Here is a 24,264-nt window from a genome sequence, read left to right as displayed (position 1 = left end):
GGATACGGAGTCCAGAATTTCCATTCACAGGAGTTGCTAAGGCATACATGGTTGGTCAATTTGCAAATTTCGTCGATCTGCTCCAGTACAGAGCTAAACTCCAGGCGCGGAAAACCGTGTTTAGTTTTCTGGCTGATGGCGAAACGGAATCTGCGTCCCTGACCTACGGAGAATTAGACCAAAAAGCCCAGGCGATCGCCGCTTTTTTGCAAGCTAACCAGGCCCAAGGGCAACGGGCATTATTGCTTTATCCACCGGGTTTAGAGTTTATCGGTGCTTTTCTGGGATGTTTGTATGCTGGTGTTGTTGCGGTGCCAGCTTACCCACCACGGCCGAATAAATCCTTTGACCGCCTCCATAGCATTATCCAAGATGCCCAGGCAAAATTTGCCCTCACCACAACAGAACTTAAAGATAAAATTGCCGATCGCCTCGAAGCTTTAGAAGGCACAGACTTTCATTGTTTGGCTACAGATCAAATTGAATTAAGTTCAGGAAAAAACTGGCAAAAACCGAACATTTCCGGCACAGATCTCGCTTTTTTGCAATACACCAGTGGCTCCACGGGCGATCCTAAAGGAGTGATGGTTTCCCACCACAATTTGATCCACAACTCCGGCTTGATTAACCAAGGATTCCAGGATACAGAGGCGAGTATGGGCGTTTCCTGGTTGCCGCCCTACCATGATATGGGCTTGATTGGTGGGATTTTGCAGCCCATCTATGTGGGGGCAACGCAGATTTTAATGCCTCCCGTGGCCTTTTTGCAGCGACCTTTTCGGTGGCTAAAGGCGATCAACGATTATCGGGTTTCCACCAGCGGTGCGCCGAATTTTGCCTATGATCTCTGTGCCAGCCAAATTACCCCGGAACAAATCAGAGAACTCGATTTGAGTTGTTGGCGACTAGCTTTTTCCGGGGCCGAACCGATCCGCGCTGTGACCCTCGAAAATTTTGCGAAAACCTTCGCTACAGCAGGCTTTCAAAAATCAGCATTTTATCCCTGCTATGGTATGGCTGAAACCACCCTAATTGTCTCCGGTGGCAATGGTCGTGCCCAGCTTCCCCAGGAAATCACCGTCAGCAAACAAGGTATCGAAGCTAACCAAGTCCGCCCTGCCCAAGGGACAGAAACAACGGTAACCTTAGTCGGCAGTGGTGAGGTGATTGGCGATCAAATTGTCAAAATTGTTGACCCCCAGACTTTAACGAAATGTGCCGTCGGTGAAATTGGCGAAGTATGGGTTAAGGGCGAAAGTGTTGCCCAGGGCTATTGGCAAAAACCAGACCTCACCCAGCAACAATTTCAGGGAAACGTTGGTGCAGAAACGGGCTTTTTACGCACGGGCGATCTGGGTTTTTTGCAAGGTGGCGAACTGTATATTACGGGCCGTTTAAAGGATCTCCTGATTATCCGGGGGCGCAACCACTATCCCCAGGACATCGAATTAACCGTCGAAGTAGCCCATCCCGCTTTAAGACAGGGGGCCGGAGCCGCAGTATCAGTAGACGTTAACGGGGAAGAACAGCTAGTCATTGTCCAGGAAGTGGAGCGTAAATATGCCCGCAAATTAAATGTCGCAGCAGTAGCCCAAGCTATTCGTGGGGCGATCGCCGCCGAACATCAACTGCAACCCCAGGCCATTTGTTTTATTAAACCCGGTAGCATTCCCAAAACATCCAGCGGGAAGATTCGTCGCCATGCCTGCAAAGCTGGTTTTCTAGACGGAAGCTTGGCTGTGGTTGGGGAGTGGCAACCCAGCCACCAAAAAGAAGGAAAAGGAATTGGGACACAAGCCGTTACCCCTTCTACGACAACATCAACGAATTTTCCCCTGCCTGACCAGCACCAACAACAAATTGAAGCCTGGCTTAAGGATAATATTGCCCATCGCCTCGGCATTACGCCCCAACAATTAGACGAAACGGAACCCTTTGCCAGTTATGGGCTGGATTCAGTACAAGCAGTACAGGTCACAGCCGACTTAGAGGATTGGCTAGGTCGAAAATTAGACCCCACCCTGGCCTATGATTATCCGACCATTCGCACCCTGGCTCAGTTTTTGGTCCAGGGTAATCAAGCGCTAGAGAAAATACCACAGGTGCCGAAAATTCAGGGCAAAGAAATTGCTGTGGTGGGTCTCAGTTGTCGTTTTCCCCAAGCCGACAACCTCGAAGCTTTTTGGGAATTATTACGTAATGGTAGAGATGGAGTTCGCCCCCTTAAAACTCGCTGGGCCACGGGAGAATGGGGTGGTTTTTTAGAAGATATTGACCAGTTTGAGCCGCAATTTTTTGGCATTTCCCCCCGGGAAGCGGAACAAATGGATCCCCAGCAACGCTTACTGTTAGAAGTGACCTGGGAAGCCTTGGAACGGGCAAATATTCCGGCAGAAAGTTTACGCCATTCCCAAACGGGGGTTTTTGTCGGCATTAGTAATAGTGATTATGCCCAGTTGCAGGTGCGGGAAAACAATCCGATCAATCCCTACATGGGGACGGGCAACGCCCACAGTATTGCTGCGAATCGTCTGTCTTATTTCCTCGATCTCCGGGGCGTTTCTCTGAGCATCGATACGGCCTGTTCCTCTTCTCTGGTGGCGGTACATCTGGCCTGTCAAAGTTTAATCAACGGCGAATCGGAGTTGGCGATCGCCGCCGGGGTGAATTTGATTTTGACCCCCGATGTGACCCAGACTTTTACCCAGGCGGGCATGATGAGTAAAACGGGCCGCTGTCAAACTTTTGATGCCGGAGCCGATGGCTATGTGCGGGGCGAAGGTTGTGGGGTCGTTCTCCTCAAACCCCTAGCCCAGGCAGAACGGGACGGAGATAATATTCTCGCGGTGATCCACGGTTCGGCGGTGAATCAAGATGGACGCAGTAACGGTTTGACGGCTCCCAACGGGCGATCGCAACAGGCCGTTATTCGCCAAGCCCTGGCCCAAGCCGGTATTACCGCCGCCGATTTAGCTTACCTAGAGGCCCACGGCACCGGCACGCCCCTGGGTGATCCCATTGAAATTAATTCCCTGAAAGCAGTTTTACAAACGGCGCAGCGGGAACAGCCCTGTGTGGTGGGTTCCGTGAAAACAAACATTGGTCACCTCGAGGCAGCGGCGGGCATCGCGGGCTTAATCAAGGTGATTTTGTCCCTAGAGCATGGGATGATTCCCCAACATTTGCATTTTAAGCAGCTTAATCCCCGCATTGATCTAGACGGTTTAGTGACCATTGCAAGCAAAGATCAGCCTTGGTCAGGCGGGTCACAAAAACGGTTTGCTGGGGTAAGTTCCTTTGGGTTTGGTGGCACCAATGCCCACGTGATTGTGGGGGACTATGCTCAACAAAAGTCTTCCATTGCTCCCCCGGTTACCCAAGACCGCCCTTGGCATCTGCTAACTCTGTCTGCCAAAAATGCCCAAGCTTTGAAAGCCCTCCAAAAAAGTTATGGAGACTATCTGGCCCAACATCCCGGCGTTGACCCACGCGATCTTTGTTTGTCTGCTAATACCGGGCGATCGCCCCTCAAAGAACGTCGTTTTTTTGTCTTCAAACAAGTCGCCGATTTACAACAAACCTTAAATCAAGATTTTCTGGCCCAACCCCGCCTCAGTTCCCCCGCAAAAATTGCCTTTTTGTTCACGGGCCAAGGTTCCCAATACTACGGCATGGGGCAACAACTGTACCAAACCAGCTCACTGTTTCGGCAGGTGCTGGATGAGTGCGATCGCCTCTGGCAGACCTATTCCCCCGAAGCCCCTGCCCTCACCGACCTGTTATACGGCGACCATAACCCTGACCTCGTCCACGAAACCGTCTATACCCAGCCCCTACTCTTTGCCGTTGAATATGCGATCGCCCAACTATGGTTAAGCTGGGGCGTGACGCCAGACTATTGCATGGGCCATAGCGTCGGCGAATATGTCGCGGCTTGTCTGGCGGGGGTATTTTCCCTGGCAGACGGCATGAAATTAATTACGGCCCGGGGCAAACTGATGCACGCCCTACCCAGCAATGGCAGTATGGCGGCGGTCTTTGCCGATAAAACGGTCATCAAACCCTACCTATCGGAGCATTTAACCGTCGGAGCCGAAAACGGTTCCCATTTGGTGCTATCAGGAAAGACCCCCTGCCTCGAAGCCAGTATTCACAAACTCCAAAGCCAAGGAATCAAAACCAAACCCCTTAAGGTGTCCCATGCTTTCCACTCCCCTTTGATGGCCCCCATGCTGGCAGAGTTTCGGGAAATTGCTGAACAAATTACCTTCCACCCGCCGCGTATCCCGCTCATTTCCAATGTCACGGGCGGCCAGATTGAAGCGGAAATTGCCCAGGCCGACTATTGGGTTAAGCACGTTTCGCAACCCGTCAAATTTGTCCAGAGCATCCAAACCCTGGCCCAAGCGGGTGTCAATGTTTATCTCGAAATCGGCGTAAAACCAGTGCTCCTGAGTATGGGACGCCATTGCTTAGCTGAACAAGAAGCGGTTTGGTTGCCCAGTTTACGTCCCCATAGTGAGCCTTGGCCGGAAATCTTAACCAGTCTCGGCAAACTGTATGAGCAAGGGCTAAACATTGACTGGCAGACCGTGGAAGCTGGCGATCGCCGCCGGAAACTGATTCTGCCCACCTATCCCTTCCAACGGCAGCGGTATTGGTTTAATCAAGGCTCTTGGCAAACTGTTGAGACCGAATCTGTGAACCCAACCCCTGACGATCTCAATGATTGGTTGTATCAGGTGGCCTGGACGCCCCTGGACACTTTGCCCCCGGCCCCTGAACCGTCGGCTAAGCTGTGGTTAATCTTGGGCGATCGCCACCACTATAGCGAGCCCATTGAAGGCCAATTTAAAAACGCTAAACGAGTGTATCTCGGCCAAAGCAATCATTTTCCGACGGCTGCTCCCTGGGAAGTATCTGCCGCTGCCTTGGATAATTTATTTACTCATGTCGGCTCCCAAAATTTAGCAGGCATCCTTTACCTGTGTCCCCCAGGGGAAGACCCAGAAAACCTAGATGAAATTCAAAAGCAAACCAGTGGCTTCGCCCTCCAACTGATCCAAACCCTGTATCAACAAAAGATTGCGGTTCCCTGCTGGTTCGTGACCCACCAGAGCCAACGGGTGCTTGAAACCGATGCGGTCGCCGGATTTGCCCAAGGGGGATTATGGGGACTCGCCCAGGCGATCGCCCTCGAACATCCAGAGTTGTGGGGGGGAATTATTGATGTCGATGAAACTCTGCCAAATTTTGCCCAGATTTGCCAACAAAGACAGGTGCAGCAGTTGGCCGTGCGGCAGCAAAAACTCTACGGGGCACAGCTCAAAAAGCAACCGCCACTGCCCCAGAAAAATCTCCAGATTCAACCCCAACAGACCTATCTAGTGACTGGGGGACTGGGGGCCATTGGCCGCAAAGTTGCCCAATGGTTAGCCGCTGCGGGAGTAGAAAAAATAATTCTCGTCAGCCGGCGCGCTCCGGCGGCGGATCAGCAGACGTTACCTGCTAATGCGGTGGTTTATCCCTGCGATTTAGCCGACGCAGCCCAAGTAGCAAAGCTGTTTCAAACCTATCCCCACATCAAAGGAATTTTCCATGCGGCGGGCACCTTAGCCGATGGTTTACTGCAACAACAAACTTGGCAAAATTTCCAGACCGTCGCCGCCGCCAAAATGAAAGGGACATGGCATCTCCACCGCCATAGTCAAAAACTCGATCTTGATTTTTTTGTGTTGTTTTCCTCTGTGGCAGGGGTGCTCGGTTCACCGGGACAAGGGAATTATGCTGCCGCAAACCGGGGCATGACGGCGATCGCCCAATATCGACAAGCCCAAGGTTTACCCGCCCTGGCGATCCATTGGGGGCCTTGGGCCGAAGGGGGAATGGCCAACTCCCTCAGCAACCAAAATTTAGCGTGGCTGCCGCCGCCCCAGGGACTAACAATCCTCGAAAAGGTCTTAGGCGCCCAGGGGGAAATGGGGGTCTTTAAACCGGACTGGCAAAACCTGGCCAAACAGTTCCCCGAATTTGCCAAAACCCATTACTTTGCCGCTGTTATTCCCTCTGCTGAGGCTGCGTCCCCAACGGCTTCAATTTTTGACAAATTAATCAACCTAGAAGCTTCTCAGCGGGCTGACTATCTGCTGGATTATCTACGGCGGTCTGTGGCGCAAATCCTCAAGTTAGAAATTGACCAAATTCACAGGCACGATAGTTTGTTGGATCTGGGTATGGATTCGCTGATGATCATGGAGGCGATCGCCAGCCTCAAGCAGGATTTGCAACTGATGTTGTACCCCAGGGAAATCTACGAACGGCCCAGACTGGATGTGTTGACGGCCTATCTAGCGGCGGAATTCACCAAGGCCCATGATTCTGAAGCAGCAACGGCAGCAGCAGCGACTCCCTCCCAAAGCCTTTCGGTCAAAACAAAAAAACAGTGGCAAAAACCTGACCACAAAAACCCGAATCCCATTACCTTTATCCTCTCTAGCCCCCGGTCGGGTTCGACGTTGCTGCGGGTGATGTTGGCCGGACATCCGGGGCTATATTCGCCGCCGGAGCTGCATTTGCTCCCCTTTGAAACCATGGGCGATCGCCACCAGGAATTGGGTCTATCCCACCTCGGCGAAGGGTTACAACGGGCCTTAATGGATCTAGAAAACCTCACCCCAGAGGCAAGCCAGGCGAAGGTCAACCAATGGGTCGAAGCGAATACGCCCATTGCCGAAATCTATGCCTATCTCCAACGGCAGGCGGGACAACGTTTACTCATCGACAAATCTCCCAGCTACGGCAGCGATCGCCACATCCTAGACCACAGCGAAATCCTTTTTGACCAGGCCAAATATATTCACTTGGTACGCCATCCCTACGCGGTGATTGAATCCTTTACCCGACTGCGGATGGATAAACTGCTGGGGGCCGAGCAGCAGAACCCCTACGCCCTCGCGGAGTCCATTTGGCGCACCAGCAACCGCAATATTTTAGAGCTAGGTCACATGGTCGCTCCGGATCGATATCTCCAGGTGATTTACGAAGATCTCGTCCGTGACCCCCGCCAAGTTTTGACAAATATTTGTGATTTCCTGGGGGTGGACTTTAACGAAGCGCTCCTCAATCCCTACAGCGGCGATCGCCTCACCGATGGGCTCCACCAACAATCCATGGGCGTCGGGGATCCCAATTTCCTCCAGCACAAAACCATTGATCCGGCCCTTGCCGACAAATGGCGCTCGATTACCCTGCCCGCTGCTCTCCAGCCGGATACGATCCAGTTGGCCGAAACGTTTGCTTACGATCTCCCCCAGGAACCCCAGCTAACGACCCAGAGCCAATCCTTGCCCTCGATGGTGGAGCGGTTCGTGACAGTGCGCGGTTTAGAAACCTGTCTCTGTGAGTGGGGCGATCGCCACCAACCATTGGTGCTACTTCTCCACGGCATCCTCGAACAAGGGGCCTCCTGGCAACTCATCGCGCCCCAGTTGGCGGCCCAGGGCTATTGGGTTGTGGCCCCAGACCTGCGTGGTCACGGCAAATCCGCCCATACCCAGTCCTACAGCATGCTCGATTTTTTGGCTGACGTAGATGCCCTTGCCAAACAATTAGGCGATCGCCCCTTTACCTTGGTGGGCCACTCCATGGGTTCCATCATTGGTGCCATGTATGCAGGCATTCGCCAAACCCAGGTAGAAAAGTTGATCCTCGTTGAAACCATTGTTCCCAACGACATTGACGACGCTGAAACCGGTAATCACCTGACGACCCATCTCGATTACCTCGCCGCGCCCCCCCAGCACCCAACCTTCCCCAGCTTAGAAGTGGCCGCCCGTCGCCTCCGCCAAGCCACGCCCCAACTCCCCAAAGACCTCTCGGCGTTCCTCACCCAGCGCAGCACCAGCACCGTTGAAAAAGGGGTGCAGTGGCGTTGGGATGCTTTCCTCCGTACCCGGGCGGGCATCGAATTTAATGGCATTAGCCGACGACGTTACCTCGCTCTCCTCAAAGATATCCAAGCGCCGATCACCCTCATCTATGGCGATCAGAGTGAATTTAACCGTCCCGCTGATCTCCAGGCGATCCAAGCGGCTCTCCCCCAGGCCCAACGTTTGACGGTTGCTGGCGGCCATAATCTCCATTTTGAGAATCCCCAGGCGATCGCCCAAATTGTTTATCAACAACTCCAGACTCCTGTACCCAAAACACAATAAAAAATATTGCAAAGTGCAGTCCGAAAACCCGTAAATATTAGATCCTAAACATCTGTGGAACCTTGACCAAGATTCCCACACAACCCCACGGGATCATCCAGACTAACCGGGATCTTCTGATTAAAATTGTTAGACCTGATATCCTGAGAACTAGACCCCTTTATAAGATCGCTCTCTAGAAACACCCATGCACCTGAGTGAAATTACCCATCCGAACCAACTCCACGGCTTGACCGTCCGTCAGTTGGAAGAGATTGCCCGGCAAATTCGCGAAAAACACCTCCAGACGATTGCCGCAAGTGGTGGCCACCTCGGCCCTGGTTTAGGGGTGGTTGAACTAACCCTCGCCCTCTACCAAACCCTTGATCTCGATCGCGACAAGGTGGTGTGGGATGTCGGTCATCAGGCTTATCCCCATAAGTTGATCACCGGACGCTACAACGAATTCCACACCCTCCGGCAAAAAGATGGGGTAGCTGGCTACCTTAAGCGCAGTGAAAATGTGTTTGATCATTTTGGTGCTGGCCACGCCTCGACCAGTATTTCCGCAGCGCTAGGGATGGCATTGGCACGGGATGCCAAGGGAGAAGATTTTAAATGTGTGGCAGTCATTGGTGATGGTGCCTTGACCGGCGGCATGGCCCTCGAAGCCATCAACCATGCAGGTCATTTACCCGACACCAACTTGATGGTGGTTCTCAATGACAATGAAATGTCTATTTCTCCGAATGTAGGAGCCATCTCGCGGTACCTCAACAAAGTCCGCCTCAGTGATCCCGTCCAGTTTTTAACCGATAACCTCGAAGAACAGGTCAAGCACCTCCCGTTCCTTGGGGACTCCCTCACCCCAGAGATGGAACGGCTCAAGGACAGCATGAAACGCTTGGCGGTCTCGAAGGTTGGCGCCGTCATCGAAGAATTAGGCTTTAAATATTTTGGCCCCGTGGATGGCCACAACCTCGAAGAGCTGATCCGCACCTTTAAACAGGCCCACAAGGCTAAAGGCCCGACCCTCGTCCACGTCGCCACAGTTAAAGGCAAAGGTTATGCGATCGCCGAAAAAGATCAAGTGGGCTACCATGCCCAGAAACCCTTTGACTTGGCCACAGGCAAGGCATTCCCCTCGAAGAAACCAACCCCACCGAGCTATTCCAAGGTCTTTGCCCATGCCCTGACCACCCTCGCAGAAAACAATCCCAAAATTGTCGGGATTACAGCGGCAATGGCCACTGGCACCGGGTTAGATAAGCTCCAACAGAAATTACCAAAACAGTACATCGACGTCGGCATTGCCGAACAACACGCCGTTACCCTCGCGGCAGGTCTCGCTTGTGAAGGAATGCGGCCAGTGGTGGCGATTTATTCGACCTTCCTACAACGGGCCTATGACCAAATCATCCATGATGTTTGTATTCAAAAATTACCGGTCTTTTTCTGCCTTGACCGGGCGGGCATCGTCGGTGCCGACGGGCCGACCCACCAGGGAATGTATGACATTGCCTATCTCCGCCTGATTCCCAATATTGTGGTGATGGCACCCAAGGATGAAGCTGAACTACAACGGATGCTCGTCACGGGGATTGAATACACAGACGGGGCGATCGCCATGCGTTATCCCAGGGGGAGTGGCATTGGCGCCCCGTTAATGGAAGACGGCTGGGAACCCCTGCCCATCGGTAAAGGAGAAATCCTGCGCAATGGTGACGACATTCTCCTGATCGGCTATGGTGCCATGGTGCACTCGACCCTCCAGGTGGCCGAAATTCTCAGTGAACACGGCATTAGCGCCACGGTGATCAACGCCCGTTTTGTGAAACCCCTGGACTCTGAACTCATTGCGCCCCTCGCCAAGCAAATTGGTAAAGTGGCCACCTTTGAAGAGGGTTGCTTAATGGGTGGTTTTGGGTCTGCGGTCTGTGAAGCGCTCCAGGATCATGATGTACTGGTTCCCGTAAAACGCTTTGGCATTGGAGATGTGCTTGTGGATCATGCAACTCCAGCGGAATCAAAAGCGGCCCACGGGTTGACCCCAGCCCAGATGGCCGAATCCATTCGGGCGGCATTTTTCCAGAAAGACGCCGCCAAGACAACCACCACCGTTTAAGCAAAATTGACTGTGCTTTAACTTTGATCCCCAGTGCTCCTCGTCGCTGCCCTGGGGATTTTTTGATGGTGGAACCGTCACAGAAAATTGCGATCGCCAAACCGAACCCGTAAAATTTGGGAGCCTCCCTGTATTTTTGCCTATGAAACGCCGCCACCTGCTCAAATACGGAACCTTTGCTGCCTGGGGTTATGGTCTCACTGCTTGCAATCGACTCCCAGATACCGTTCGTCTGCCAGGAAGATCTGCGAAGCAAGCTAATTTAGAATCAACTCCGCCGGTATTAGATCTGAGTGCTCCGGAAAAACAAACCCTTACCCTGGGTTATGTGCCGGACTTGGCGATCGCCCCCTGGCTGATGGCCCTCACCCAAGGCTTTTTTGAGCAGTATGGCCTGGAAGTTGAGCTGTATCCCCAGGTGGATCAACAGGCCGTGGAGCAGGGGCTACTAGAATCGCGTTTTGATGCGGCGATTACCTCTTTTTCGACACCACTGATTTATCAGCTCAAAAGTCCTAGGGTTGATCTGGTCGCGCTGATGCAGATCCATCGCCACGGCGGTGTTTTTTGTGGCCGCCAACAGACCTGGGCTGATAATATTCGTTCTGGCATCGACTATGCGAATTTTGCAGAATTTGCGGCGGCCTACCGGGACTATGTGCGGGCTTTACCGGAAAAAACCTTTGGGGTAGACCACGACTACAGCACAACAGCTTATCTTTATCGCTATTGGTGGGCGGCCCTGGGTTTCCATCCAGATCGAGATTTAGAATTGGTGACTTTTGCGCCCACGGAGTTGCGTCATAAATTGCAGGCAGGGTTGATCCAAGGCTACTGCAGCCAAGAACCTTGGGGACAAGAGGCGATCGCCAACGATTCTGGTTTTATCCAATATCTCTCAGGGGATATTTGGCAGGGCCACCCGGGGCCGGTGATTACCACCAGTGCAGGCTGGCGAGAAGAAAACCCAAATACAGCTAAAGCTCTCATTGCCGCCACCCTCCAGGGTTGCCAATATTGCCAAGATCCCACCAACGCGGCCACCATTGGCCCGCTTTTGGCCAGTAACCTTGACCTTGATCCCGCTGCCCTCACCGCCCTCTTTAGTGGCCAATATTTCTACGGGGGAGACGGCGATCGCCCCATTGCCCGACGGGATAGTCCCATTTGGTTTGACCAAGGGCGACGGATTACGGCCCCCGACCAGGCTAATTATTGCTGGCAATCCCATGGCCTGTGGCTTCTCACCCAGATGGTTCGCTGGCGACATTTTGAGCTGCGGCAATATCCCCAAAATGCCCGTGAATTGGTGGCAGCAGCTTATCCCCCGGAACCCTACGGGGCGATCGCCCAGGGATTTGGGTTGCGTTTACCGCCTGAGTCTTTTAAGTCGGAGATTCACTTCATTGACCAACGGGCTTTTTTACCGAACCAAGTGGCCAGTTATCTTAACCAGTTTAAAATCCGCACCTGACCCTATTTCCCGATACAAAAACGGCTAAAGATCCGATCCAAAACTGATTCGGTCACCCCTTCGCCGGTGATTTCACCCAGGGCTTGGATCGCGCTGCGTAGATCGATCGTCCAAAAGTCCAGGGGCAACCCTTGGGCAATGGTGCTTTGCACTTGAAGGAGAGCTTGTTGGGCCTGGGTCAAAGCCGCGGCTTGCCGTTGATTAATTGCAAAATCGAGATCGGCGGCTCCCACTTTTCCCGCTTGCACCAAATTGGCGATCGCCGTTTCCAATTCATCCACACCCTGGTGCTGGGCTGCCGCTGTTTTGACGACCCCTTGCACTTGGGGCGGAATTTCAATGGCTTCTGGTTGGCCAATATCAATTTTATTAAGGATCAAAATTAAGGGTTGATTGGCTTTTGCCGCCACAATTCGCTGAAAAATTTCTTGATCCGCTGCTGTCCATCCCACCGCCGCATCGATGGTAAACAAAATCAAATCCGCCTGCTGGGAAGCGGCGAGGGAACGGGCAACACCAATTTTTTCCACGGCATCCTCTGTATCCCGGATGCCCGCCGTATCCAATACCTGTACCGGGATACCCTGCACCACAAGCTGGGACTCTACCACATCCCGCGTTGTCCCTGGCAAATCTGTGACAATGGCGCGATCGCTGCGACTCCAGGCATTTAACAGACTCGATTTCCCCACATTGGGACGGCCCACAATCGCTACCTTTAACCCCGTGCGCAATAGTTCGCCCCGGTCAGAGGTCTGGAGAATTTGTGCCACTTTTTCGAGCACCTGGGTCAGATCCCGCTGAATTTGCGGCTCATCCAGGGGAGGTAAATCGTCTTCAAAATCAATGCGGGCTTCCACTTCCGCCAAAATATCTAAACATTGACCCCGGAGTCGTTGGATCGGCTGGGCCAGTTTCCCTTGAATGCCTGCCAGAGCCATCTGGGCCGATTGGGGTGATTTTGCCCCCACCAATTCCGCGACACTTTCGGCCTGGGTAAGATCAATGCGACCATTTAAAAAGGCGCGCAGGGTAAATTCTCCTGGCGTCGCCAACCGCGCCCCAGCCCCTAAACAAAGCTGTAGCACCTGCTGCACGGGAATAATGCCCCCATGGCAGTGGAACTCCACCACATCTTCAGCGGTGAAGGAACGGGGGGCTAGCATCAGCAGGAGCAGCGCTTCATCGACGATGGCTTGGGTTTGGGGATGACGAACATAGCCGTACAGAATGCGGTGACTCTCCCAGGTCTGCTGACCAGGGGCTTGAAAGAGTTGACGGGCAATGGGGAGAGCCGCTGCGCCAGATAGACGGACAATGCCAATGCTGCCTTGGTTTGGGACGACGGCACTGGCGATCGCCACAATGGTATCGCCTAGGTTCACGGTCTAAAACGGGATGTCATCGAGGTTCGGTTCCGGTTCACTGGGAGCCGGGGCAGGACTAGGAGCGGGAGCCATGGGGTTAATGGGCACCACATTACTGGGGGTGACGGGTGAAGTCGAAGCAGAAGGGGCCATGGTCGTTCCAGGAGAGGTGGGGCCTAGACCAGCACCAATAGCTTGGATTTGCGAAATCACTAACTCTGCCTTCTTTTCCTTAAAGCCTTCGGGTCGTTCTATGGTGTTCATCGTCAGTCGTCCCGTCAAGATCACTTGATCACCGTCGTGGTAATTTTGCTGGATGTCTTGGCTGAGGTTATCGCCCCAACCTACAGCCTTGAGTCGGCAAGCGGGGTCTCCCTCCCGGAGCGCCGGAAATTCGATGGTGATCTGAGCCAGGGGGGTATTGTCGGGGGTATAGCGCAGTTCTGGTTCCCCTAGGATGCGCGCCATTAATACACAACTATTCATATCGTCTCGGTTGGCGATCGCCTAACATATGGTTCAATTGTACTTTTTTAAAGCCACGGGTTGCCGTTTAGAAGCGGAGACCTAACCCTCCTTGGAGCGCAACGGCCTTTTCATTTTTACCTTCATAGGCATCAAAGGCAAACACCGCATTGGTAAAGAGCACAGTGTTACCATTGGGTAGTGCATAATCAAGTCCCGGTTGAATCACCAAGGTGTTTCGATCGCCGACGGGGGAAGGGTTGCTCCCGGTTGCGAAGGAATAGCCAGCACCCACATAGGCATCGAGTTGCCAGGTTAGGGGCACATCATAGGAAATGGTCGGCACAATGGCGGTACTACCAGAACCGATAAAGGCTTGGGTCCGCAGGGAAATAGGTAATTTTAGAAACTTATAACGGGCAGCAAGCACGGCACTCAATTGCTGTCCCTCACCGTTCCAGTCGGAGGAAACGCCAACGCTCGCCCCAGCACCCACATAGCTACCATAGGCGGCCTGGGCCTGGGCTGTGGATTGGTAAATCGCGCCAGTGAGTCCTGTTAGTAAAGTCGTGGCGATCGCCAGGTGACTTAAATGCTGTCGGCCGATGCAAGCAAGGCTCATGTTTATACTCCTCAAAACCAGGGGACGGAAATTGTCCAGAATTGCTGCTATTTTAAGGTAAATTTTAGCTTTCTACCACAGAGTTTCGGGGGCGCAAAGGACTTATTAAGGGCCGTTACTAGGTTGAGTAAATATTATTTGTCCAAATGATTTCGTCCAAAATTTAGGCTAGAGATTCAACGTTTTCTAAAACAACAATGCCCGGTTGAACCAATTCCCAAAGATTATCTTGATCTGTAGCAGCAATGCGAGCGGGTTTGAGTAATTTAATTGTCTGTAAATCCGGCTTTTGGTTACCGTAGCAGATAAAAGTTTGCTGGAAAAAAGCATAATTATCGGGGGTGATTTTAAGCTGGGCGCGGGGCACAAGGTAATACTGATTTTGCACTTGAATCGCCCAATAGTCCCCTTGGTCATCGGTTTGGAATAATAACCCGCTCAGGAAATTTTCGGTTTCTCCGTCAGTTTCGAGGGCTGAGGTCACAGGCGGTTGGACAGCCAAGGCGATCGCCTCTGGGGCCAGGCCCATGGCATCGGCGTTATAGGTTTCCACTAGGGCATCGTAAGCATTGAGAAATTGCACCGGAAAATCAGCGTCTGTGTCTGTATCAATTTCTGTTTCTACGGGGTTCGGATCTAGGTGATCGAGCGTTTGTGAAGCTGGATTGAATGCCTCTGGGTCGTCTAGGGTGTTCGCGGCTAGGGGCTGTGAAGGCGGTGTTTCGCTGAAGGGAATAGTGGTGGGTTGGGTTGTTACTGGCGGCGGGGCGATCGCCGCAAAATTTTCCTTGGGCGAAAGATCGTAGGTGTTTTGGAGTCGCTTGATAAGCTTTGCTTCTAGCTGATCAAGATCCAAGGAATCCGGTTCCGCATCCGGGAAATAGCGATTTACAGGCGAAGGCGCTGGGGTCGGTTTCCGTAGATAAAACAGGGCAAGGGTCGCGGTGCCTAACAGAAGGAGCAGCCCCAGGAGAAAATTGGTGGTACGCAGGCGTTGTCGCAGGCGCTGATTATCCCGCTGGAGGGTTTGGATCATTGCCGAAAAAGTCGTGCCATCATCCACAACGGTATTTTCCAGACTTAGGCTCGTGTAGAGATAATCAATCGAGGTGGCCAGATCCGGGGCGATCGCCCCTTGGGTTGCGGTTTCATTCAGGGTTTTGAGGGTTTCGCTGAGGTCACTTAACTGTTGTGCAAGATATTCTTCGAGCTCTGTTTGGGTGACGCTACCGTAGAAACCATAGTCTGCTTCACTGAGGTTGCGCCGTTCAAAAAAGTCTAAAAATTCCTGGAGCCGCCGGATCGTTTCTGGATTAAAGCCATCCGTAAAGGGTTCAATCAGGTTGGTGAGATTATTGAGCTGCTGATCAAGGTTGGCGATCGCCGTTGTTAAAGCTTCCCGTTGGGCTGGGTTTTGAATCGTTGCCAGTTGCCCTTCCAGCAACCGGATCTGTTCCTGGAGTTGTTGCAGGCCAGCCCGATCATTCCGAAAAATTTCTGCATCGAAGGCCGCTGTCCCAGTGTTGAGCGCCGCCAAATTGTCAGGGAACTCTTCTAGGTCAGGCCGGAGACCAACAAAACCCTGGTTCAATAACCACAACTCCGCAAGGAATGAACGCCCTTGGGTAGTGGAGGTAGCTTCTTGGGCAAAGGTTGGAGGTATTAGGACAGGTGAGAGCAGTGCCGATCCGCCTGTGCCCAGCAGTAAACTCCCCAGGATTAAACTGTGCCAGCCTTGCCTCATTGCCATACTCTTTTCCTGCGATAGGATTCTTGAACCCCAAAAATTGTGCTCAGAATGTGTGAACTTCCTTAAGGTGATTCTAAGGCAGCTTTCCCCCAGAAATTAGCTTAGCCCCAGAAATTCATCGCCGTCACACCCAGAAAATAAAAAGAGATATGCTACCCTAACCAGTGACTTTATGCCCGCCCCTAACTCCTATGAAAATCCGCATTGGTAACGGTTACGATGTCCACCGTCTCGTGCCTGGTCGTCCCCTCATTTTGGGAGGCATTCAGCTAGAACACCACCTCGGCTTAGATGGCCATAGCGACGCAGATGTTTTGACCCATGCAATCATGGATGCGATGTTGGGTGCCCTCAGTTTGGGGGATATTGGCCATTATTTTCCGCCTACGGATCCCCAGTGGAAAGGGGCTGACAGCATTGAATTGCTCAAGCAGGTACATCAACTCATCCAAGAACGAGGCTGGCAAATTGGCAATATTGACTCTGTAATTGTCGCTGAACGCCCGAAACTGAAACCGCACATCCAAGCCATGACTCAATGTCTTGCTGAAGCCCTGGGAGTTGATCCGGATCAGGTGGGGGTTAAGGCCACAACCAATGAAAAACTAGATGCCATGGGTGAGGAAAAGGGAATTTGTGTCCATGCTGTCGCCCTGTTAGTGCAAGTATGAGTCATGGATAATGAAAGTTAAAGAAATTATCAAACTCATAGAACAAGATGGTTGGATTCTCACTAGAACTCGCGGAAGTCACCGTCAGTACAGGCATCCAACTAAACTAGGATGAGTAACAGTTGCAGGAAAATTCAGTGACGAACTAGCTCCTGGAACCCAAAATAGTATTCTCAAACAAGCTGGTTTAAAGTAACAAAGTAGAAATGATGCGCTATCTAATCGTCATCGAAAAAACCGATACGGGTTATTCCGCTTATTCTCCAGATTTATCTGGTTGTGTCGCAACAGGGGCAACAGAAGTTGAAGTGACGCAAAATATGCAAGAGGCGATCGCCTTTCACCTTGAAGGATTGCAATTAGAAGGCTTAGAAATTCCACAGCCTTCTGTTTCTTCTGCCTATGTTGAAATTGCAGCGTGAAAAATAAATGCAGCAACAAAAAAGAGGAGGCCAATAATGTCTCCTCTTTTTAAGGATTGATTTAAGAAATGAAGCTATTACAGCAGATAGACAAGGCCGAACAGGATAATCCAGACTACATCCACAAAGTGCCAGTAGAGTTCCGCTGCTTCGACACCAAAATGGGCTTGGCCACTGTAATGATCGGCTTCGCGCGATCGCCACAACACTGCCAAGGTAAATAACAGCCCTGCCGTCACGTGGAGACCGTGGAACCCCGTCAGCACATAGAAACAACTGCCAAACAGATGCTCCGTGAGGCCAAACTCCATGTGGGCATATTCATAGACCTGGCCGCCGAGGAAGACCGCCCCCATCAGTGCCGTAATCCCGAACCATAGCTGCAAACCTTTAACATCGTCGTTTTTGATTGCACTTTGGCCCTTGTGCATCACAAAACTACTGCTGACCAGGATGATCGTATTCACCGTGGGCACGAGCAATTCTAATTCCTTTGTGAAACCAGGCATCGTCGCCTTATAAATCAAAAAAGCGGCGAACAGCCCCAGGAAAATCATACTTTCTGCGACTAGAAACATCACGAGGCCAAACATCCGGTAGTCAGGATGACCATGGTGTTCCGTCGGGGGCGCTTGATAATCGCTGGCGATCGCCGTATTGGTGGTTGAACTTTGCATTTTTGCGACTCCTCTAACTCATTTCTGCCACTTCAGCGAGCATCTCTTCAATGGAATCCTCATCTCTGGGTTCTCCATCAATGCCATACTCATAGGGGCCAGCCCAAAGGACGGGTGGCTCATCAAAGTTTTCGATACTCGGCGGAGAGGTGGTTTGCCATTCCAGGGTGAGAGCACGCCACGGATTCCGTCCGGCTGCTTTCCCATTGACTAACCCCAAGACGATTGACACCAAGAAGGGCAACGTTGATAACGCCAAAATGTAAGACCCTAGGGTACAAACTTGGTTTAGGGGCTGGAACTGGGGATCATAAAGGGCAATGCGGCGGTTCATCCCCTGGAGACCCAGATAGTGCATCGGCAAAAAGGTCATGTTAAAGCCGATAAAGGTCATCGCAAAGTGAATTTTGCCCCAGGTTTCGTTGTACATTTTGCCCGTCATTTTCGGGAACCAATGGTATACCGCCCCAAAGAGGGCAAAGACAGAGCCACCGAAGAGGACATAGTGGAAGTGACCCACCACGAAATAGGTGTCATGGACATGGATATCAAAGGGAGCTGCTGCCAACATCACCCCTGTTAAACCGCCAATCAGGAAGGACGAAAGAAAGCCAATGGCGAAGAGTAACGCGGAGTTGAGTTGTAATTTGCCACCCCAGAGGGTCGCACACCAGCTAAAGATCTTGATCCCCGTCGGTACTGCCACGAGCATGGTGGTTGCCATAAAGAACATCCGCAGCCAGCCAGGGGTGCCACTGGTAAACATGTGGTGCGCCCAGACGATTAAACCCAGAAAACTGATCGCCAGACCGGAATAGGCGATCGCCCGATAGCCAAAGATTGGTTTGCGGGAATGGACTGGGAGAATTTCTGAAATGACTCCAAAGAAGGGAAGCACCATAATGTACACCGCCGGGTGGGAATAGAACCAAAAGAGGTGCTGATACACAATCGGATCGCCACCGCCCGTGGGGTTAAAAAAGGCCGTACCCGCCATTAGGTCAAAGGACAGCAAAATCAAAGCTGCAGCCAAGACCGGAGTCGAGAGCAAAATTAACGCCGAAGTCGCCAACATCGCCCAACAAAACAGCGGCATACTGTGGATGTCCATATCCGGGGCGCGCATCTTAAAAATTGTGGTGACAAAATTAATCGCCCCCAAAATCGAAGCCGTCCCCAAAATCAGCAGACATAAAATCCAGAGTTCTTCGCCCCACTTCCCAGAGATCAAACTCAAGGGCGGATAGGACGTCCAACCCGCCTGGGGGGCGCCCACAAAGAAACTCAGAATCAGGAGAATACCGCCGACGGGCTGCATCCAAAAGGCCACGGCATTTAACCGAGGGAAAGCCATATCATCCGCACCGATCATCAGCGGGATTAAGTAATTGGCAAAGGCGGCTCCGGCGGGCACAATCCACAAGAAGATCATGATCGTGCCGTGCATCGTAAACATTTGGTTATAGACTTCGGGGGAAACAAAGTCTGGGTCTGGGGTCGCAAGTTCTGTGCGGACAATCTCTGCTAATGCACCACCAATGAAGTAAAACAAGAAAGCCGTAACGAGATATTGAATCCCGATGACTTTGTGGTCAGTACAAAAGGTGAAGTAGTCCGTCCATTTGCGATCGCCCGCATGGTGTATTGTCGCGTCACTCATGGTTGATCGTTGATTAGTTATCGTGCGTTTACTAAAAAATTAGTTACAGGTTTAGTTGGTTTAATTGTTTGAAAAAGCCTGACCTTACTGGGCCATCGACATCATTCCCAAAGGATTATGGGGAATCTGCTCTAGGGTATTTTCAATAATCCCCATCTCCTCGGCGTAGGCCTGGAGAAATGCTGCATCGGTTAAGGCCGTAGAATCGACGGGTAGCGGTTGACCCTCGCCATCTTGCAGCGCCACTGTGCGCGATTGCACCCATTGGTCATAACCCTCTGCCGTTTCAACGGTCATCGTGGTTTTCATGCCGCCATGGTAAGAGCCGCACAATTCTGCGCAAATAACTGGGTAGGTGCCTTCTCGGTTGGCCACAAAGCTCAATTGTGAAACCTGGCCGGGCATCACATCTTGTTTAATGCGAAATTCTGGGAGCCAGAAAGCATGGATCACGTCTGCTGCTTTCATGTTGAGTTGAATTGGACGATCCACAGGCACATGGAGATCCCCGGAGACAATCCCCGTATCGGGGTAAGTGAAAATCCAGGCATATTGTAGGCCATTCACGTCAACCACTAAAGGGTCTTCATCGTTGGCCGACATGGATTTACCAATGCCAATGGCAATTTTAGAATCTGGTTCCATTGCCACCATGTTGTCCATGGTATTGGGGTTGTGTTGATGATGGTGGGCCATGGTCATACCGCCCCCAGAGACCATCGGGTCGAGGCCGCCCATTTTGTTGTAGATTTCAAAGCTATAGATCGCCAAAATAAAGACGATGACGGTGGGGATCGCTGTCCAGACAATCTCTAGGGGAACATTGCCTTCGATCGCCGGGCCGTCGGTCAAATCCCCCTGCTTGCGGCGAAATCGAATCAGACAAATCACCAAAACCCCTTCAATCAAGATAAAAAGACCAGTGGCAATGGTCATCATCAGATTAAACAATTCATCGACATCATTGGCGTCGGCGGAGGCGGCAACGGGTAGTAAACCATGGTTTTGACCGTACCAGAGACTGATGAGGGTAATGGCAATTCCAGCGATCAAGGTCGTGATGCTATTGGGAATATTCACGGGAAATTTTGGAGCTTTTTTGGAATAACTGCTGGTTACCACGTTAAAACAAACTGTTTGGAAATGCCTTTGGTTTGTCACAATCTTCATGGTTGACTGATGACAAATCTTGATGATTTTGTATCAAGGTTATTTAAAACTCAATTATGTAATCTATCTGGCCAAAAACTTAAGATTATATTTAGATTTCCTCGGTTATTCGTTGCTTAAATGTAAAGAATTTGTACAGGATAGGTCGCTGAACAGCAGCGTCTAAATGGGTTCACTACAGTGTTAATTAACGAGATTTAGCTATTTTTCTTAGCCTAAAATCTAATTTGTGTAGCTATTTACATCTGTGGCAGTTCTGACTCCGTAGATTGTTAAGCGTTTTGTGAGGAGGCTTCATGGCTCATTCCATTTCATCTCCAAATTCTTTTTCGCCAGCGAGTGATCAGGTGAAAACATGGGTTCGTCGTTTGGTTTGGAAAATGGCGATCGCCACCTTGTTGTTAATGGCGATTGGCAGTGCAACACGGGTGATGAATGCGGGACTGGCTTGTCCGGATTGGCCCCTGTGCTACGGGCAACTGGTGCCGACCCAACAGATGAATTTACAGGTTTTCTTGGAGTGGTTCCACCGTTTAGACGCGATGTTGATCGGTCTCTCGGCGATCGCCTTGGTGGGACTCACCCTCTGGTTCCGGACGGCACTACCCCGTTGGCTGCCATGGGCTGCGAGCTTTGCCCTGTTTTTGATTGTGTTTCAAGGGATCCTAGGAGGATTAACCGTCACCGAACTGCTACGCTTTGATATCGTCACAGCCCACCTAGGTACGGCCCTCTTCTTTTTTGTTACCCTGCTAACCATTGGGAGTTGTTTGAGTGACTATCGCGGCAACGGCACCGCCGGAAAATTACCTTGGTTTGGTTTGACGGCAGCCATTTTTATTTATCTCCAAAGCCTGTCCGGAGGTTTAGTCGCCTCCCAGTGGGCCTTGCACCAGTGCTTTTTCCAAGGAGATATGTGTGTGGTGATGGACAGTCACATCGTCGGTGTTGTCCCTGCTACTCTCGCAACGCTCGTCACTGTGATCATGGCTTGGCGGACGCCAGCGCTCCACCCTACTCTCCGCAGCCTGGCCAATGTCGCCATGTTACTGGTGTGCTTACAAATTTTGATTGGGGTGGCCACCTTTAAATTACATCTGCAAGTGGAACCCCTCACTGTGACCCACCAGGCCGTTGGGGCGAGCCTCCTTGGGACTTTGGCGATGTTTTCTGTTTTTGCGTTCCGCGATCGCCAGCCCCACACCAGTTAAGTCAAACCCTATCTCTCCATTCCTCTGCGTCTTTAATTAAATTCAGGTATTTTTATGCTCGGCACCAGCCTTTCTCCGCACCATGAAAACTTTTGGGCGGTTATCAAAAGCTATTACCAACTCACCAAACCCCGCATTATTCCCCTGCTGCTGATTACCACCGCTGCTTCGATGTGGATTGCCTCCCATGGTCACATTGACCCGGTAAAGTTACTGATTACGTTGCTGGGGGGAACTCTCGCCGCCGCCTCTGCCCAAACCCTCAACTGCATCTATGACCAGGACATCGATTTTTCGATGCAGCGCACCCGTAAGCGGCCCATTCCTTCCGGTCGCGTTCAACCACGCCATGCTTTAATTTTTGCGCTGATTTTGGGGAGTTTGTCTTTTTCCCTGTTAACGGTATTTGTGAACCTGCTTAGCGCCTGTTTAGCGTTATCGGGCATTGTGTTTTATATGCTGGTTTATACCCACTGGCTGAAACGGCACCACGTACAAAATATTGTGATCGGTGGGGCCGCAGGCTCGATTCCGCCCCTGGTCGGTTGGGCGGCGGTTACGGGTCAGTTGGATTGGTCGGCCTGGATTTTGTTTGCACTGATTTTCCTCTGGACGCCGCCCCATTTCTGGGCCTTGGCCTTGATGATCAAAGAAGATTATGCAGAAGTTGAGGTGCCGATGCTGCCCGTGGTCAAGGGCGAAAAAATAACCGTCGATCAAATTTGGATTTACACATTAATCGTTGTGCCCTTTAGTCTGTTGCTGGTGTTCCCGTTCCACGCATCTGGGCTGTTTTATGCGATCGCCGCCTTAGTGCTGGGAGCCATTTTTATCCAAAAAGCCTGGGAATTGAAGCAAAATCCCTTTGATCAGCCCCTAGCAAAGTCAATGTTTAAATATTCGATTCTTTATATGATGTTGCTTTGTACGGCGATGGTGGTGGATAGTTTACCTGCGGTGCATGATGTCACTGCCCTGGTGACCACAACCTTAGCTTCCCTGACTTAAATTAATGACGCCCCTGTTTTCGCGCCTGCTCGCCCTCGCCCACGATAACCATGCAGCCTTCTATGCCCCCGGTCACAAAGGTAGTCAGGGGGTTTTTCCTGGGTTGGCACAGGCCTGGGGAACGGCGGTTTTTCGGGCAGATTTACCGGAACTCCCTGGTCTTGATAATTTGTTTGCGCCAGAAGGGGTGATTTTAGAGGCTCAAACCCTAGCTGCCGAAACCTTTGGAGCTGATCAAACCTGGTTTTTGGTCAATGGTTCCACCTGTGGGATTATCGCCGCCATTTTAGCGACGGTGGGGGAAGGGGAAAAAATTCTCTTACCCCGCAATGTTCATCAATCGGCCATTTCCGGCTTGATTTTGTCTGGGGCGATGCCAGTTTTTGTGAATCCGCCCTACGATCCCCAATGGGATTTGAGTTATGGTTTAACGCCAGAGTCTATTGAGCAAGCCTTGCAAATTCATCCTGATATTAAAACGGTTTTTGTTCTTTCTCCCACCTATCAAGGGGTTTGTCCAGATTTAAAGGCGATCACCGCCATCACCCAGCGCCACAATATTCCGCTCATCGTTGACGAAGCCCACGGTAGCCACTTTAAATTTCATCCTAATTTCCCGCCCCCGGCCCTCGAACTCGGCGCTGATCTGGTAATCCAATCAACCCACAAAACCCTAGGGGCGATGACCCAAGCCTCGATGCTCCATCGACAAGGAGCCAGGGTTGATCCCCAGAAAATCAACCGCGCTTTACAACTCGTCGAATCCACCAGTCCCAGCTATTTACTTCTGGCTTCCCTGGATGCGGCCCGCGCCCAAATGGCAACACAGGGCGAAACCCTTTGGTCAGAAACACTCACTTTAGCGCAACGAGCACGGCAGACCTTGACTTCGATTCCAGGATTAAAAATTTTTGATCCCCAACCCCAGGCAGGCATTGAATATTTTGATCCCACCCGCCTCACCATTGATGTTTCGGGTTTAGGGTTGACGGGTTATGCCGCGGATGAAATCTTAACGGAAACTCTGGGGGTGATTGCAGAACTCCCCCTAGGGCGATCGCTCACTTTTATCCTCACCTTTGGCAATACAAACCAGGATATTCAGCGGTTAATCGATGCGTTTCAAACCCTCAGCGAAAACAATCAAGCACAACAACCTTTAAACAAGCCAAACATTTCAACCGATCAGCCTGAAACCTGCTATGGGCTGCCACAACTCTCGCCGCGCCAAGCTTTCTTTGCCACCAGTAGAGCCGTTTCCCTTGAAGCCAGTCTCAATCAAATTTGCGCGGAGTTGATTTGTCCTTATCCCCCTGGGATTCCGGCGATTATGCCCGGCGAAAAAATTACGGTAGCCACCCTCGCCAGCTTGCGCCAGACGTTACAACTGGGGGGAGTGATTACCGGGGCTAGTGATCCCAGCTTAAAAACGATTCGTGTGATTGATTAA

General features: G+C 51.6%; 15 protein-coding genes and 1 pseudogene. 9 read left to right on the top strand and 7 right to left on the bottom strand.

Features of this window, described 5'->3' with window-relative positions:
* Positions 1 to 47 precede the first annotated feature (47 nt).
* The 3 genes from ols (at position 48) to FEK30_RS09960 (ending at position 11,791) form a co-directional block, all read left to right on the top strand.
* Positions 48 to 8,213, top strand: a complete 8,166-nt coding sequence (gene ols, locus FEK30_RS09970; RefSeq protein ID WP_138073101.1) for a fatty-acyl-[ACP] elongase/decarboxylase Ols — start codon at positions 48 to 50, stop codon at positions 8,211 to 8,213.
* 187 nt (positions 8,214 to 8,400) lie between these two features.
* Positions 8,401 to 10,317 (top strand): 1-deoxy-D-xylulose-5-phosphate synthase, encoded by a 1,917-nt coding sequence (gene dxs, locus FEK30_RS09965; protein WP_062433464.1) that lies wholly within the window; start codon positions 8,401 to 8,403, stop codon positions 10,315 to 10,317.
* Positions 10,318 to 10,459: 142 nt separating this feature from the next.
* Entirely contained in the window at positions 10,460 to 11,791 is a 1,332-nt protein-coding gene (locus FEK30_RS09960) for a CmpA/NrtA family ABC transporter substrate-binding protein (protein ID WP_138073100.1), read from the top strand.
* 2 nt (positions 11,792 to 11,793) lie between these two features.
* Here the strand turns inward: FEK30_RS09960 and mnmE are convergent, their stop codons facing one another.
* The 4 genes from mnmE to FEK30_RS09940 all read right to left on the bottom strand — a co-directional run bounded on the left by mnmE (position 11,794) and on the right by FEK30_RS09940 (position 15,995).
* On the bottom strand, positions 11,794 to 13,176 hold the full coding sequence (mnmE, locus tag FEK30_RS09955; protein ID WP_138073099.1) for a tRNA uridine-5-carboxymethylaminomethyl(34) synthesis GTPase MnmE: 1,383 nt from the start codon (positions 13,174 to 13,176) through the stop codon (positions 11,794 to 11,796).
* Positions 13,177 to 13,179: 3 nt separating this feature from the next.
* Positions 13,180 to 13,644: a single-stranded DNA-binding protein gene (locus tag FEK30_RS09950; protein ID WP_030006266.1), complete on the bottom strand. Its 465-nt coding sequence runs from the start codon at positions 13,642 to 13,644 to the stop codon at positions 13,180 to 13,182.
* Positions 13,645 to 13,711: 67 nt separating this feature from the next.
* Positions 13,712 to 14,245 (bottom strand): hypothetical protein, encoded by a 534-nt coding sequence (locus tag FEK30_RS09945; protein ID WP_030006265.1) that lies wholly within the window; start codon positions 14,243 to 14,245, stop codon positions 13,712 to 13,714.
* Between the two features lie 163 nt (positions 14,246 to 14,408).
* On the bottom strand, positions 14,409 to 15,995 hold the full coding sequence (locus FEK30_RS09940; RefSeq protein WP_138073098.1) for a hypothetical protein: 1,587 nt from the start codon (positions 15,993 to 15,995) through the stop codon (positions 14,409 to 14,411).
* A gap of 191 nt (positions 15,996 to 16,186) precedes the next feature.
* Between FEK30_RS09940 and ispF the strand changes: the two genes are divergently transcribed.
* The 3 genes and pseudogenes from ispF to FEK30_RS09925 all read left to right on the top strand — a co-directional run bounded on the left by ispF (position 16,187) and on the right by FEK30_RS09925 (position 17,088).
* The gene (ispF, locus tag FEK30_RS09935; RefSeq protein WP_062433447.1) at positions 16,187 to 16,666 is read left to right on the top strand and encodes a 2-C-methyl-D-erythritol 2,4-cyclodiphosphate synthase; all 480 of its coding nucleotides are present in this window, start codon (positions 16,187 to 16,189) and stop codon (positions 16,664 to 16,666) included.
* A 10-nt stretch (positions 16,667 to 16,676) separates the two neighbouring features.
* Positions 16,677 to 16,862: pseudogene (locus FEK30_RS17225) on the top strand (type II toxin-antitoxin system HicA family toxin).
* A 10-nt stretch (positions 16,863 to 16,872) separates the two neighbouring features.
* Positions 16,873 to 17,088 (top strand): type II toxin-antitoxin system HicB family antitoxin, encoded by a 216-nt coding sequence (locus tag FEK30_RS09925; protein ID WP_223209862.1) that lies wholly within the window; start codon positions 16,873 to 16,875, stop codon positions 17,086 to 17,088.
* Positions 17,089 to 17,165: 77 nt separating this feature from the next.
* On the opposite strand, the gene FEK30_RS09920 is transcribed toward FEK30_RS09925, so the two are convergent.
* The 3 genes from FEK30_RS09920 to FEK30_RS09910 form a co-directional block, all read right to left on the bottom strand.
* Positions 17,166 to 17,765 (bottom strand): cytochrome c oxidase subunit 3, encoded by a 600-nt coding sequence (locus FEK30_RS09920; protein WP_138073097.1) that lies wholly within the window; start codon positions 17,763 to 17,765, stop codon positions 17,166 to 17,168.
* 13 nt (positions 17,766 to 17,778) lie between these two features.
* Entirely contained in the window at positions 17,779 to 19,425 is a 1,647-nt protein-coding gene (gene ctaD / locus FEK30_RS09915) for a cytochrome c oxidase subunit I (protein WP_012306785.1), read from the bottom strand.
* Between the two features lie 84 nt (positions 19,426 to 19,509).
* Positions 19,510 to 20,505, bottom strand: coding sequence for a cytochrome c oxidase subunit II (locus FEK30_RS09910; RefSeq protein ID WP_138073096.1), 996 nt, complete (start codon positions 20,503 to 20,505; stop codon positions 19,510 to 19,512).
* 386 nt (positions 20,506 to 20,891) lie between these two features.
* Here FEK30_RS09910 and FEK30_RS09905 point away from each other — a divergent pair, with 386 nt between their 5' ends.
* The 3 genes from FEK30_RS09905 to FEK30_RS09895 are packed head-to-tail and all read left to right on the top strand — an operon-like array spanning position 20,892 to position 24,264.
* Positions 20,892 to 21,806, top strand: coding sequence for a COX15/CtaA family protein (locus tag FEK30_RS09905; protein WP_030006260.1), 915 nt, complete (start codon positions 20,892 to 20,894; stop codon positions 21,804 to 21,806).
* A gap of 54 nt (positions 21,807 to 21,860) precedes the next feature.
* On the top strand, positions 21,861 to 22,814 hold the full coding sequence (locus tag FEK30_RS09900; protein ID WP_030006259.1) for a heme o synthase: 954 nt from the start codon (positions 21,861 to 21,863) through the stop codon (positions 22,812 to 22,814).
* A 4-nt stretch (positions 22,815 to 22,818) separates the two neighbouring features.
* Positions 22,819 to 24,264, top strand: a complete 1,446-nt coding sequence (locus FEK30_RS09895; RefSeq protein WP_138073095.1) for an aminotransferase class I/II-fold pyridoxal phosphate-dependent enzyme — start codon at positions 22,819 to 22,821, stop codon at positions 24,262 to 24,264.

The organism is Picosynechococcus sp. PCC 11901 (assembly GCF_005577135.1).
Classification (GTDB): Bacteria; Cyanobacteriota; Cyanobacteriia; order Cyanobacteriales; family MRBY01; genus MRBY01.
This window is presented reverse-complemented; position numbering and strand designations above follow the sequence as displayed.